11 protein-coding genes are annotated in these 13,085 nt (G+C 66.8%); 10 read left to right on the plus strand and 1 reads right to left on the minus strand.

Annotated elements, in window-relative coordinates:
* Positions 1-53: 53 nt before the first annotated feature.
* The 3 genes from LU688_RS26495 to LU688_RS26505 are packed head-to-tail and all read left to right on the plus strand — an operon-like array spanning position 54 to position 4,844.
* Positions 54-1,013, plus strand: a complete 960-nt coding sequence (locus LU688_RS26495; protein ID WP_046853721.1) for an HlyD family secretion protein — start codon at positions 54-56, stop codon at positions 1,011-1,013.
* On the plus strand, positions 1,010-3,733 hold the full coding sequence (rbbA, locus tag LU688_RS26500) for a ribosome-associated ATPase/putative transporter RbbA (RefSeq protein WP_094010941.1): 2,724 nt from the start codon (positions 1,010-1,012) through the stop codon (positions 3,731-3,733). The genes LU688_RS26495 and rbbA overlap by 4 nt, the downstream gene beginning before the upstream one ends.
* 1 nt (position 3,734) lies before the next feature.
* A complete protein-coding gene (locus LU688_RS26505) occupies positions 3,735-4,844 on the plus strand; it encodes an ABC transporter permease (protein WP_038707028.1) in 1,110 nt (369 codons plus the stop codon).
* Here LU688_RS26505 and LU688_RS26510 read toward each other — a convergent pair whose 3' ends face one another.
* Positions 4,845-5,246, minus strand: a complete 402-nt coding sequence (locus LU688_RS26510; RefSeq protein WP_094010940.1) for a flagellar basal body-associated protein FliL — start codon at positions 5,244-5,246, stop codon at positions 4,845-4,847. It abuts the gene before it with no gap.
* Positions 5,247-5,403: 157 nt separating this feature from the next.
* Here LU688_RS26510 and LU688_RS26515 point away from each other — a divergent pair, with 157 nt between their 5' ends.
* From LU688_RS26515 to LU688_RS26545, 7 genes are all read left to right on the plus strand, one after another.
* The gene (locus LU688_RS26515) at positions 5,404-6,384 is read left to right on the plus strand and encodes an NADPH:quinone oxidoreductase family protein (protein ID WP_038707029.1); all 981 of its coding nucleotides are present in this window, start codon (positions 5,404-5,406) and stop codon (positions 6,382-6,384) included.
* A gap of 250 nt (positions 6,385-6,634) precedes the next feature.
* Entirely contained in the window at positions 6,635-7,876 is a 1,242-nt protein-coding gene (locus LU688_RS26520) for an SfnB family sulfur acquisition oxidoreductase (protein ID WP_094010939.1), read from the plus strand.
* Positions 7,877-7,958: 82 nt separating this feature from the next.
* Positions 7,959-9,140 carry an SfnB family sulfur acquisition oxidoreductase gene (locus tag LU688_RS26525; RefSeq protein ID WP_094010938.1) on the plus strand — a complete coding sequence of 394 codons (1,182 nt, stop codon included), beginning with the start codon at positions 7,959-7,961 and terminating at the stop codon, positions 9,138-9,140.
* Positions 9,140-10,531: an LLM class flavin-dependent oxidoreductase gene (locus tag LU688_RS26530; protein WP_023631951.1), complete on the plus strand. Its 1,392-nt coding sequence runs from the start codon at positions 9,140-9,142 to the stop codon at positions 10,529-10,531. Before LU688_RS26525 ends, LU688_RS26530 begins: the two co-directional genes overlap by 1 nt.
* Entirely contained in the window at positions 10,524-11,324 is an 801-nt protein-coding gene (locus tag LU688_RS26535; RefSeq protein ID WP_094010937.1) for a MetQ/NlpA family ABC transporter substrate-binding protein, read from the plus strand. Before LU688_RS26530 ends, LU688_RS26535 begins: the two co-directional genes overlap by 8 nt.
* 1 nt (position 11,325) lies before the next feature.
* The gene (locus LU688_RS26540; RefSeq protein ID WP_094010936.1) at positions 11,326-12,435 is read left to right on the plus strand and encodes a methionine ABC transporter ATP-binding protein; all 1,110 of its coding nucleotides are present in this window, start codon (positions 11,326-11,328) and stop codon (positions 12,433-12,435) included.
* Positions 12,425-13,069: a methionine ABC transporter permease gene (locus tag LU688_RS26545; protein WP_023632119.1), complete on the plus strand. Its 645-nt coding sequence runs from the start codon at positions 12,425-12,427 to the stop codon at positions 13,067-13,069. Before LU688_RS26540 ends, LU688_RS26545 begins: the two co-directional genes overlap by 11 nt.
* Positions 13,070-13,085 lie beyond the last annotated feature (16 nt).

Consider the following 13,085-nt stretch of genomic DNA (forward strand, 5'->3'; position numbering starts at 1 on the left):
CCAGGATGCGCGTCGCGCCAGGATAAGGCGTGCAAGCCGCAGGATGCAGACCGATGAATCGAAAAGCCCCCAGAATCTTCGCCTCCGCCTTGGTGTTGCTGCTATTGGCGGCCGGCGGGCTGGGTTACTGGAAGTCCCTTCACGACCGCCTGCCCGAAGGCCTGAGCATGGGTAACGGGCGCCTCGAATCCACCGAAGTGCAGATCGCCAGCAAGGTCCCCGGGCGCCTGGCCGAGGTGCTGGTCGATGAAGGCGACAAGGTCACCCGCGGCCAACTGCTCGCGCGCATCGATACCCGCACGATGGAGGCCCAGCGCAGCCAGGCCGAGGCCGAAGTGCTGCGCGCCCGCGAGAACTACGCCGCCGCCCAGGCCAGCGTGCAACTGCGCCAGAGCGAACTGCTGCTGGCCAGCCAGGAGCTCAAGCGGGTGCGCGAAATCTACCAGCGCAAGTTCGCCAGCCAGCAACTGCTCGACCAGCAGCAGGCCCGCTATGACACCGCCACCTCTGCCGTGGTCGCCGCCCGCGCCCAGCTGGCGGCGATCAAGGCCGCCATCGGCGCGGCCGAAGCCCAGGTCGCCCAGCTCACCAGCGAAATCGACGACAGCAGCCTGCGTGCCCCCATCGACGGCATCATCCAGCTGCGCCTGGCCGAGCCTGGCGAGGTGCTCGGTGCCGGTGGCCGGGTGCTGATGCTGATCGACCCCAGCGACCAGTACATGAATCTCTACCTGCCCGCCGCCACCACCGGCCGGCTGACCGTGGGCGACCAGGCGCGGATCGTGCTCGACGCCCTGCCCGAGCAGGCCCTGCCGGCGAAGATCGCGTTTGTCGCGGCCAAGGCGCAGTTCACCCCGAAACAGGTCGAGACCCGTGACGAACGGCAAAAGCTGGTGTTCCGGGTCAAGCTGCGCCTGACCGAGCCGAGCGCCGTGCCCCAGGCCAAGCCGGGCATGCCCGGCGCCGGGTACGTGCGCACCGCCGACGTGGGCTGGCCGGCCAACCTGCAATGAACGCGGCGACAGCGCTGCAGGCCGACGACGTCAGCCACTGCTATGGCGATCTGCAGGCCCTGCACCCTCTCGCGTTCAGCCTGCCGGCCGGCACCCGCTGCGGCCTGATCGGCCCGGATGGCGCCGGCAAGTCGACCCTGCTCGGGCTGATTGCCGGAGTCAAGCGCCTGCAACAGGGTGAGTTGCAGGTGCTCGGCGGCTCGATCCGCCAACGCCGCCACCGCACCGCGCTGTACCCCAAGGTCGCGTTCATGCCCCAGGGCCTGGGCAACAACCTGTACCCGGAGCTGTCGATCCGCGAGAACATCCGCTTCTTTGCCACCCTGTTCGGCCTCGGCCGCGCCGAATGCGAGCAACGCATGGCCAGCCTGCTGCGCGCCACCGACCTCGAACGTTTCGGCGAGCGCCCGGCCGGCAAGCTTTCGGGCGGCATGAAGCAGAAGCTGGGGTTGTGCTGCGCGCTGATCCACGAGCCGGACCTGCTGATCCTCGACGAGCCGACCACCGGCGTCGACCCGCTGTCACGGCGGCGCTTCTGGGAACTGGTCGAGCAGGTGCGCGCCCAGCGCCCGCAACTGACCCTGCTGGTGGCCACCGCCTACATGGAGGAAGCCGAGCAGTTCGAGCACTGCCTGATGCTTGATGCCGGTCGCCTGCTGGCTGCAGGCCTGAGCCGTGAGCTGGCTGCGACCACGCCCAGTGGCAAGCTCGACGATGCCTTCACCCACTTTCAAGGGGCCGGCCGCGAGCAACCCGAGCCGCTGCGGATTCCGCCACGCCAGGTCGATGATGGGCCGATCGCCATCGAGGCCCACGACCTGACCTTGCGCTTCGGCGACTTCACCGCGGTGAACAAGGTCAGCTTCGCCATCGGTCGCGGCGAAATTTTCGGCTTCCTCGGTTCCAACGGCTGCGGCAAGACCACCACCATGAAGGTGCTCACCGGGCTGATGCCGGCCAGCGAAGGCAGCGCCAGCCTGCTTGGCCGCCCGGTGGATGCCGGCGACCTGGCCACGCGCAAGCGGGTCGGCTTCATGTCCCAGAGTTATTCCCTGTACGGCGAGCTGAGCGCCCGGCAGAACCTCGAGCTGCATGCTCGCCTGTTCGACCTGGCCAAGGCCGACAGCGCACCGCGCATCGCCGAACTCATCGAGCGCTTCGACCTTGGCGCCATCGCCGACCAGCCTTCCGGCGCCCTGCCCCTGGGCCTGCGCCAACGCCTGTCGCTGGCCGTGGCGGTGCTGCACCGCCCGGAAGTGCTGATCCTCGACGAACCAACCTCGGGCGTCGATCCGGCGGCCCGCGACGACTTCTGGCGGCTGCTGGTGGAGTTGTCCCGCGAGCAGGGCGTGACCATCTTCCTGTCCACCCACTTCATGAACGAAGCCCTGCGCTGCGACCGTATCTCGCTGATGCACGCCGGCCGGGTGCTGGCCTGCGACACACCGCATGCCCTGCAAATCCAGTTCGGCGGCGACACCCTGGAAGACGCCTTCGTGCGTTGCCTCGAACAGGCCCAGGACGCGCCCAACCAGGCCCAAGCCGACGCCACGCTGGAGCAGGCCGCTGCCCCAGCGCCCGCTCTGCGCCAGGCCTTCAGTCTGCGCCGCCTGCTGGCCGTAGCCAGCCGCGAAGGCAAAGAGCTGCTGCGCGACAAGGTGCGCCTGGCCTTCGCCCTGGCAGGGGCATTGTTCATGATGGTGATCTTCGGCTATGGCATCTCGCTGGATGTGGAAGACCTCGCCTTCGCCGTCTATGACCAGGACCAGAGCCCGCAGAGCCGCGCCTACCTGGAGGCCTTCCGTGGCTCGCGCTATTTCGCCGAGCGGCCGCCGATCCGCGATGCCCGCCAGCTGCACCAGCGCTTGCAGCGCTCGGAGATCAAGCTGGCCCTGGAGATCCCGCCGGGCTTTGGCCGCGACCTGCATGCAGGGCGCCAGCCGGTGGTTGCGGCCTGGCTTGACGGTGGCATGCCGTTTCGCGCCGAGACCAGCCGCAACTATGTCGAGGCCGTGCACCAGGCCAACCTTGAACAGCTCGCGGCCCTCGGCCCGAACCCAGTCTCGCGCCAGCAGCCGGTGCGCCTGGAAACGCGCTTTCGCTACAACCAGGACGTGGTCAGCGTGAACGCCATCGGCCCCGGCGTCATGGCACTGATCCTGGCCTTCATCCCGGCCATGCTCACCGCGCTGGGCATCGTGCGGGAAAAGGAGCTGGGCTCGATCACCAACTTCTACGCAACGCCCCTGACCCGCCTGGAGTTCCTGCTCGGCAAGCAGGCGCCGTACCTCGCGGTGAGCCTGGTCAACCTGGCGCTGCTGGTGGCGATGAACCGCTGGCTGTTCGGCGTGCCGCTCAAGGGCAGCCCGCTGGCCCTGGCCTGCGGCGGCCTGGCCTACCTGCTGGCGACCACCAGCCTGGGCCTGTTGATCTCGGCCTTCACCCGCACGCAGATCGCCGCGATCCTCGGCACCCTGATCATCACCAGCCTGCCGACCATCCAGTTCTCCGGGCTGATCGTGCCGCGCTCGTCGCTGGAGGGCGCGGCGGCGCTGATGGGCCAGCTGTTCCCTGCCGGCTACTTCCTCGACATCGCCGTCGGCACCTTCACCAAGGCCCTGGGCCTGCACGAGCTGTGGCCGCAGTGCCTGGCGCTGCTGGGCTTCTTCGCCGCCTTCACCGGGCTGAGCCTGATCATGCTGAAAAAGCAGGAGGCCTGAAATGAGCCGGCTCTCCCACACCTTGCGCCTGGGCCTGAAGGAACTCACCAGCCTGCGCCATGACAGCGTGTTGCTGCTGTTCCTGCTGTACGCGTTCAGCGTGGCGATCTACATGCCTGCCGCAGGTTCGGTAATAGGCGTGCACAACGCCAGTGTCGCAGTGGTCGACGAAGACCACGGCGCCATCTCGCGCAAGCTCGCCGAGTCGCTGCAACCGCCCGAATTCCAGCCCGCCGTGGCACTGCCGGCCGATCGCCTGGACCAGGCCATGGACAGCGGCCAGTACACCTTCGTGATCAACGTACCGGTAAATTTCCAGGCCGACCTGCTGGCCGGGCGCTCACCGGAGCTGCAGGTCAACGTCGATGCCACGGCCATGAGCCAGGCCTTCATGGGCGCGGGCTACATCGGGCGGATCTTCGAACGCGAGCTGCTCGAATACGCAGGCCGCAGCACCAGCAGCCCGGCACTGCTCAATCCCAAGGCGCTGTTCAACCCCAACCTCGAAGGCGGCTGGTTCCTGGCGGTGATCCAGATCGTCAACAACATCACCATCCTGGCCATCATCCTAACCGGTACCGCATTGCTGCGCGAACGCGAGCACGGCACCCTCGACCACCTGCTGGTGCTGCCGCTGACGGCACTGGAAATCATGCTGGCGAAAATCGCCAGCAACGCCCTGGTGGTGGTGGCCTGTACCTGGATATCGCTGGAAGTGGTGGTCAAGGGCGCCCTGGGCGTGCCGCTGGCGGGCTCGATGGGGTTGTTCCTGGGGGTGACTGCGCTGTACCTGTTCGCCAGCACGGCACTGGGCATCTTCCTCGCCACCCTGGCGCGCTCGACACCGCAGTTCGGCCTGCTGGCGATCCCGGTGATCATCCCGATGCTGCTGCTGTCGGGGGGCAGCACACCGCTGGACAGCATGCCGCAGTGGCTGCAGTGGGTCATGCAGGGCTCGCCCTCGACCCACTTCGTCAGCCTCGGCGCGGCGATCCTGTTCCGCGACGCCGGGCTGAGCGTGGTGTGGCCGGACGTCGCGGCGCTGGCCGCGATCGGCCTGGTGTTCTTCGGCGTGGCCCTGGCGCGCTTTCGCCGCAGCCTCGCCGCCTGATCACTGCACGATCAGGTTGTTGAACAGCAGGTCCTCGACGATCGGCTTGCCCTCTTCGGACTCCATCACCTGCTGCACCTGTTTCAAGGCTTCCTGGCGCAGCTTTTCCTTGGCTTCGACGTTGCTCATGTTGTCCACGCCCTGCTGGGTGAACAGCGCCACCAGCTGGTTGCGGATCAGCGGTTCGTGGTGCTTGACCGCCGTGGCGGCGGCATCCCCGGTCACGCGCAGGGCGACGTCGGCCTTGTACACGCGCAGCTTGGGGCCGCCGTCGAGGGCGTAGTTGCCAACGAAGGGCGGGCTGAGGTTGATATAGGCGACCTTGGGCTCGCCTTCCTTTTCCTCGGCCATGGCCACCACCGGCAGCATCAGGGCCAGCACCATCAAGATCCACGCTTTCACGAATTCGCTCCTCAATACAGTTGCCGCCAGCTTACCCAGCGCGCCGGCCAAACCCAAGCCCGGGCTTATGCCAGCTCATCAGGGCCGACCATGCTCGTTGACCCTAGGGGTGGCCCTCCTACACTTATCGGCCACCACACGCAAAGGAATAGCCCTGATGAAAGCCTTGTTGTGCAAAGCCCTGGGCCCGGCGCGGGACCTGGTCCTGGAAGAGGTCGCCAGCCCCGTGCCAAAGAAGAACGAGATACTCCTCGACGTGCACGCCGCAGGGGTCAACTTCCCCGACACCCTGATCATCGAGGGCAAGTACCAGTTCAAGCCACCGTTGCCGTTCTCGCCGGGGGCGGAAGCTGCCGGCGTGGTGGCCGCGGTCGGCGAGAAGGCCGGTGCGTTCAAGGTCGGCGACCGGGTCATGGCCCTGACCGGCTGGGGCGCTTTCGCCGAGCAAGTGGCGGTGCCGTTCTACAACGTGCTGCCGATCCCGGCGGGCATGGACTTCACCACTGCCGCCGCGTTCGGCATGACCTACGGCACCTCGATGCACGCCCTCACCCAACGCGGCCAACTCAAGGCCGGTGAAACCCTGCTGGTGCTCGGTGCCTCAGGTGGCGTCGGCCTGGCAGCGGTGGAAATCGGCAAGGCCCTCGGGGCACGGGTGATTGCGGCGGCCAGCAGTGCCGAGAAGCTGGCGATCGCCAAGGCGGCCGGGGCCGACGAGCTGGTCGACTACAGCCAGGCCAGCCTCAAGGACGAGATCAAGCGCCTGACCGGCGGCCAGGGCGTGGATGTGATCTACGATCCGGTCGGTGGCGAGTTGTTCGACCAGGCTGTACGGGGGCTGGCGTGGAACGGCCGGTTGCTGGTGGTGGGGTTCGCCAGTGGGACGATCCCGCAGTTGCCGGTGAACCTGGCGCTGCTCAAGGGCGCGGCGGTGGTCGGGGTGTTCTGGGGCGCCTTTGCCCAGCGCCAGCCGGAGGACAACGCCGCCAACTTCCGCCAACTGTTCGCCTGGCATGCCGAGGGCAAGCTGAAACCGCTGGTATCGCAGACCTACGCGCTGGCCGAGGGCGGCACCGCGATCGAACGTCTGGCGCAACGCCAGGCAGCGGGCAAGCTGGTGGTAACGGTTCAGCGCTGACCTTTCTGCCCTGTCACTGGCTTACGGTGATAGGGCCGACCCCACAGTTCTTCTATTCATATTCCTAAATGGTAGTTCATAAACTTTTTCTAAACGAATAGGGTATATCGACCGGACCACCGGACCAGCAAACGTCTGTCGCCATCAGCTGAGGCGACGCTTTCAACTTTGTGAGGTTAGGAATGGTCAGGATCACAATCACCCCAGTGCATAACGCCAGGGCATTGAGTGCAGCCAAGGAGCGGTACTGATGTCCAGCCAACCAACTACCCGATTCCACAGCGATCACGACAGCTCGCCGCTGCTGCTGCCGGCCAAGGTGCTGCGCAACGACGAAGAGGCCCTGCAGGCCGCCCGCGAACTGGCCGAGGTGGCCCGCCAGCAGGCCGCCAAACGTGACCAGCAGCGCAAGCTGCCATGGGCCGAGATCGAACAGTTCACCCGCAGCGGCCTGGGCAGCATCAGCGTGCCCAAGGCCTTCGGCGGTCCCGAGGTGTCGTTCCAAACCATCGCCGAAGTGTTCCGCCTGATCAGTGCCGCCGACCCGGCGCTGGGGCAGATTCCGCAGAACCAGTTCGGCATCCTGCAACTGGTGCGCCTTACCGCCACCCAGGCGCAGCAGGAAGCGATCTTCCGCGCCGTGCTCGACGGCTGGCGCTTCGGCAATGCCGGCCCCGAGCGCGGGACCAAGGACACCCTGACACTCAAGGCGCGCATTACCCGCGAGGGCGACGGCTATCGCATCAGTGGCGAGAAGTTCTATTCCACCGGTGCCCTGTACGCCCACTGGGTAGCGGTAAAAGCCCTGGACGATGACGGCCGGCAACGCCTGGCCTTTGTCCGTCGCGGCAGCCCGGGGCTGCGCATCGTCGATGACTGGTCCGGCTTCGGCCAGCGCACCACCGCCAGCGGCACCGTGCTGCTCGACCAGGTGCCGGTGGACGCCGACCTGGTGCTGGACAACTGGCGCCTGCGTGAAGAGCCCAGCATCCAGGGCGCCGCCTCGCAGCTGATCCAGGCGGCCATCGACGCCGGCATCGCCGAAGCGGCCATCGAGGACACGATCCAGTTCGTGCGGGAGAAGTCCCGGCCCTGGATCGAGGCCAAGGTCGAACGCAACAGCGACGATCCCTATGTGATCGCCGATATCGGCCGCCTGAAGCTCGAACTGCACGCCGCCGAGGCCCTGCTGCGCAAGGCCGCCAGGGTGCTCGACGAAGTGAACGCCGGCGTGATCGATGCCGCCGCCGCGGCCCGTGCCTCGATTGCCGTGGCCGAAGCCAAGGTGCTCACCACCGAGATCTCGCTGCAGGCCAGCGAGAAACTGTTCGAGCTGGCCGGCAGCCGCGCCAGCCTGGCCGAGTTCAACCTCGACCGGCACTGGCGCAACGCCCGGGTCCACACCCTGCACGACCCGGTGCGCTGGAAGTACCACGCCGTCGGCGCCTACCACCTCAACGGCACCCTGCCTGCCCGCCATTCCTGGATCTGATATCGGCCCGTCCCGGGGCAAGCCCGCTCCCATGCGTTCGCGTGAGGGCGGGCGTGCTCCGCGATGGGACCTGGAGAGCACAATGACTGCATCCATCATAACCACCGACGCCCAGGCCCTGGCCGTCGCCGACGAACTCGCCCACTACCTGCGCGAAGACAGCGCCCTGCGCGACCGCGAGCGCCGTCTGCCCCATGCCGAACTCGAACGTTTCGTGCAGTCCGGCCTGTGGGGCATCAGCGTGCCCAAGGCCTTTGGCGGCGCCGGCGTGTCCAGCGCCACCCTGGCCAAGGTCATCGCCCGCATCGCCCAGGCCGACGCCTCGCTCGGGCAGATCCCGCAGAACCACTTCTACGCCCTGGAAGTGCTGCGGGTGAACGGCGGCCCCGAACAACAGCAACGCCTCTACGCCGAAGTCCTCGCTGGCCGGCGCTTCGGCAACGCGCTGGCCGAGCTCGGCACGAAGAACGCCCACGAGCGCACCACCCGCCTGAGCCGCGACGGCGACCATTACCGCATCGATGGCCGCAAGTTCTACTGCACCGGCGCGATCTACGCCCAGCGCATCCCGACCCTGGTGATCGACGAGCAGGGCGTATCGCACCTGGCCTTCGTGCCCGCCGACAGCCAGGGCATCGAGGTGATTGATGACTGGAGTGGCTTTGGCCAGCGCACCACCGGCAGCGGCTCGGTAGTGTTCAACCATGTGCCGGTCCGCGCCGAAGACGTGGTGCCGTTCCAGAGCGCCTTCGAGCGCCCGACCACGGTCGGCCCGCTGGCGCAGATCCTCCATGCTGCGATCGACACCGGTATCGCCCGCGCCGCCTACGAGGACGCCCTGCACTTCGTGCGTACCCGCAGCCGACCCTGGATCGACTCCGGCCTCGACAAGGCCAGCGACGACCCGCTCACCTTGAAGAGCTTCGGTAATCTGGCAATCCGCCTGCATGCCACCGAGGCCCTGCTCGAACGCGCGGGTGAAATCCTCGACATCGCCCAGGCCGACAGCAACGCCGAGACCCTGGCCGCCGCCTCGATTGCCGTCGCCGAGGCCCGGGCAATCAGCACCGAGATCTCCCTGGCCGCCGGCACCACCCTGTTCGAGCTGGCCGGCAGCCAGGCCACCCTGGCCGAGCACAACCTCGACCGCCACTGGCGCAACGCCCGGGTGCACACCCTGCACGACCCGGTGCGCTGGAAGTACCACGCCATCGGCAATTACTACCTCAACGACGAGAAACCGCCGCGCCGAGGGACCATCTGATGGCCAAGCAGATCCTGCTCAATGCCTTCAACATGAACTGCATCGGGCACATCAACCACGGTTTGTGGACCCACCCGCGGGACACTTCGACCCAGTACAAGACCCTCGACTACTGGACCGACCTCGCCCGCCTGCTGGAGCGGGGGCTGTTCGACGGGCTGTTCATCGCCGATATCATCGGCACCTACGATGTCTATGGCCAGTCGCTGGACGTGACGCTGAAGGAGTCGATCCAGCTGCCGGTCAACGACCCGCTGCTGCTGGTCTCGGCCATGGCCGCTGTTACCAGGCATCTGGGCTTTGGCCTCACCGCCAACCTGACCTATGAAGCGCCTTACCTGTTCGCCCGGCGCCTCTCCACTCTCGATCACCTGAGCAACGGCCGGGTCGGCTGGAACATCGTCACCGGCTACCTCGACAGTGCAGCCCGGGCCATGGGGCTGGAACAGCAACCCGAGCACGATCGCCGCTACGACCAGGCCGACGAGTACCTGCAGGTGCTGTACAAGCTGCTCGAAGGCAGTTGGGCCGACGATGCCGTGGTCGCCGACCGCGCGCAGCGCGTGTATGCGCGACCGGACAGGGTGCGCAAGGTCGAGCACCATGGCGAGTTCTACAAGGTCGAAGGCTATCACCTGTGCGAGCCTTCGCCGCAGCGCACACCGGTACTGTTCCAGGCCGGCAGTTCGGCGCGCGGTTTGGCCTTTGCCGGCAACCATGCCGAGTGCGTGTTCATCAGCGGCCAGGAAAAGGCAGCCACCCGCGCCCAGGTCGACAAGGTGCGCGCAGCTGCGCAAGCCGCTGGTCGCGACCCGCAGGCGGTCAAGGTATTCATGGGCATCACCGTGATCGTTGCCGCAACTGAAGACCAAGCCCACGCCCTGCACGCCGAGTACCTGCATTACGCCAGCGCCGAGGCAGGTGTTGCGCATTTCGCCAGCTCCACCGGTATCGATTTCTCACGCTACGAACTGGACGAACCCATCGGTTTCGCCAAGGGCAATGCCATCCAGTCCGCCACCCGCCAATTGCAGGACAGCGCCTGGACCCGCCGCCGCCTGCTGGAGCAGCACGCCTTGGGCGGCCGCTACGTGACCCTGGTCGGCGACCCCGGGCAGGTGGCCGAGCAACTGATCGGCTGGCTCGACGACACCGGCCTGGACGGCTTCAACCTGACCCGCACCGTCACCCCGGAAAGCTTCGAGGCCTTCATCGACCTGGTAGTACCCGAACTGCAACGCCGTGGCCGCTACAAGACTGGCTACGCCGAAGGCACCCTGCGCGAGAAGCTGTTCGCCAGCGACCATCCGCACTTGCCCGCCGACCATCCCGGATCCTCCTACCGCAACACCCCCACCCCTGCCCCGACTGGAGCCCTGCACCATGCTTGAAAAACTGTTCCGGCCCGTCGCGGCCATTGCCCTGGGTCTCGGCCTGTCCGCCGCCGCCTTCGCCGCGGAGCCACTGAAGATTGGCACCACCGCCGCCTTCGCCATCCCGTTGGAAGCCGCGGTGGCAGAAGCCCAAAAACAAGGTCTGGAAGTGAAGCTGATCGAATTCAGCGACTGGATCGCGCCGAATGTCAGCCTCAACAGCGGCGACATCGACGTGAACTACTTCCAGCACATCCCCTTCCTGGAAAACGCCAAGGCCGCCGCCGGTTTCAACCTGGTCCCCTATGCACCGGGGATCATCAACAACGTTGGGCTGTATTCGAAAAAGTACAAAATCTTTGCCGAGCTGCCCGTAGGCGCCAGCGTGGCCATCGCCAACGACCCGATCAACAGCGGCCGTGGCCTGCAACTGCTGGCCAAGGCCGGCCTGATCACCCTCAAGCAGGGCGTGGGTTACAAGGCCACCGAGGACGACATCATCGCCAACCCGAAGAAGATCAAAATTCTCCAGGTAGAAGCGGTGCAGCTGGTGCGCGCCTATGACGACGCCGACCTGGTGCAGGGCTACCCGGCGTACATCCGCCTGGCCAACACCTTTGACGCCACCTCGGCGCTGCTGTTCGACGGCCTGGAGAACAAGGAGTACGTGATCCAGTTCGTTATCCGCCCACAGGAGAAAAACGACCCGCGCCTGGCCAAGTTCGTCGATATCTACCAACACTCGCCGGTCGTACGCGCCGCCCTCGACAAGGCCCACGGCAAGCTCTACCAGGCCGGCTGGGAAGGCTGACATGGCCCAGGCCAGCGCCCTGAGGGCGCCCATCCCGCCCGCCGAACCGTTCAAGGCCGAGGAAACGGCCCTGCGCCCTGAAGTGAACCAGGCGCACATCCGCTTCATCGGCCTGGGCAAGACCTATCCGGGCCAGGTCCAGCCGGCGTTGCAGGGCATCGACCTGAACATCCGCCGCGGCGAAATATTCGGCATCATCGGCCGCAGCGGTGCCGGCAAGTCTTCGCTGCTGCGCACCATCAACCGCCTGGAACAGCCCAGCCAGGGCCGGGTGCTGATCGACCAGGTGGATATCGCGCCGTTCGACGAGGACCATCTGGTCGCCTTGCGCCGGCGCATCGGCATGATCTTCCAGCACTTCAACCTGATGTCGGCCAAGACCGTGTGGGAGAACGTCGAGCTGCCGTTGAAGGTGGCCGGCGTGGCCAAGGCCGAACGCCAGCGCAAGGTCCGCGAGCTGCTGGAACTCGTCGGCCTGGCGGAAAAGCACCATGTCTACCCCGCGCAACTGTCGGGCGGGCAGAAGCAGCGCATCGGCATCGCCCGGGCGCTGGTGCATGACCCCGAGATCCTGCTGTGCGACGAAGCCACCTCCGCGCTGGACCCGGAAACCACTGCCTCGATCCTCGAGCTGCTGCGCGACATCAACCAACGCCTGGGCCTGACCGTGGTGCTGATCACCCACGAGATGGCGGTGATCCGCGATATCTGCCAGCGCGTGGTGGTGCTCGAACGGGGCGAAATCGTCGAACAGGGCGAGGTCTGGCAAGTGTTCGGCACACCGCGCCACGACGTCACCCGCACCCTGCTCGCACCGCTGCAGACCAAGCTGCCGGCCGCCTTGCAAGCCAGCCTGCGTGCCCAGCCGGTCAGCCGCGACGCGGCCGTGGTGCTCAAGCTCGACCTGGTGGGCGAGCCGGAACTGAGCGCCCTGTTCAGCGATCTGGGCGGACGCGTGCGGCTGCTCCAGGGCGGCGTCGAGACCATCGGCGAGCATGCCTTGGGGCAACTGATCCTGGCCGTGCGCGGCTCGCCGCTGGACACCCACCAGTTGCTCGAACGCGCCCGCCGCTGGGCCGTGGATGTGGAGGTACTTGGCCATGTGGATTGATCGCCTGCTGCAAGGCTTGCTCGACACCCTGCTGATGGTCGGCGTGTCCTCGCTGGTCGCGCTGGTCGTCGGGGTACCGATGGCAGTGCTGCTGGTCACCAGCGACAAGGGCGGAATCTTCGAGGCCGCCGCGCTGAACCGGGTGCTGGGCGCCATCGTCAACCTGTTCCGCTCGATCCCGTTCCTGATCCTGATGGTCGCGCTGATCCCCTTCACCCGCCTGGTGGTCGGCACCACCTATGGCGTGTGGGCCGCCGTGGTGCCGCTGACCATCGCCGCCACGCCGTTCTTCGCGCGCATCGCCGAGGTCAGCCTGCGCGAGGTGGACCACGGCCTGATCGAAGCGGCACAGGCCATGGGCTGCCGACGCTGGCACATCGTCTGGCACGTGCTGCTGCCCGAGGCGCTGCCGGGGATCGTCGGCGGCTTCACCATCACCCTGGTGACGCTGATCAACTCTTCGGCCATGGCCGGGGCGATCGGTGCCGGAGGCCTGGGGGATATCGCCTATCGCTACGGCTACCAGCGCTTCGACAGCCAGATCATGCTGACCGTGATCGTGATGCTGGTGGCGCTGGTGGCGGTGATCCAGCTGGGCGGGGACCGTTTGGCCAAAGGTTTGAACAAGCGTTGAGCCTATCGCGGGGCTT

This window comes from Pseudomonas soli, from assembly GCF_021283165.2.
Taxonomy (GTDB): domain Bacteria; phylum Pseudomonadota; class Gammaproteobacteria; order Pseudomonadales; family Pseudomonadaceae; genus Aquipseudomonas; species Aquipseudomonas soli.

Coding starts and splice junctions, on each gene's coding strand:
- LU688_RS26540 (WP_094010936.1), top strand. CDS start 11,326: ATGGCCCAGGCCAGCGCCCTGAGGGCGCCCATCCCGCCCGCCGAACCG.
- LU688_RS26515 (WP_038707029.1), top strand. CDS start 5,404: ATGAAAGCCTTGTTGTGCAAAGCCCTGGGCCCGGCGCGGGACCTGGTC.
- LU688_RS26495 (WP_046853721.1), top strand. CDS start 54: ATGAATCGAAAAGCCCCCAGAATCTTCGCCTCCGCCTTGGTGTTGCTG.
- rbbA (WP_094010941.1), top strand. CDS start 1,010: ATGAACGCGGCGACAGCGCTGCAGGCCGACGACGTCAGCCACTGCTAT.
- LU688_RS26535 (WP_094010937.1), top strand. CDS start 10,524: ATGCTTGAAAAACTGTTCCGGCCCGTCGCGGCCATTGCCCTGGGTCTC.
- LU688_RS26505 (WP_038707028.1), top strand. CDS start 3,735: ATGAGCCGGCTCTCCCACACCTTGCGCCTGGGCCTGAAGGAACTCACC.
- LU688_RS26525 (WP_094010938.1), top strand. CDS start 7,959: ATGACTGCATCCATCATAACCACCGACGCCCAGGCCCTGGCCGTCGCC.
- LU688_RS26530 (WP_023631951.1), top strand. CDS start 9,140: ATGGCCAAGCAGATCCTGCTCAATGCCTTCAACATGAACTGCATCGGG.
- LU688_RS26545 (WP_023632119.1), top strand. CDS start 12,425: ATGTGGATTGATCGCCTGCTGCAAGGCTTGCTCGACACCCTGCTGATG.
- LU688_RS26520 (WP_094010939.1), top strand. CDS start 6,635: ATGTCCAGCCAACCAACTACCCGATTCCACAGCGATCACGACAGCTCG.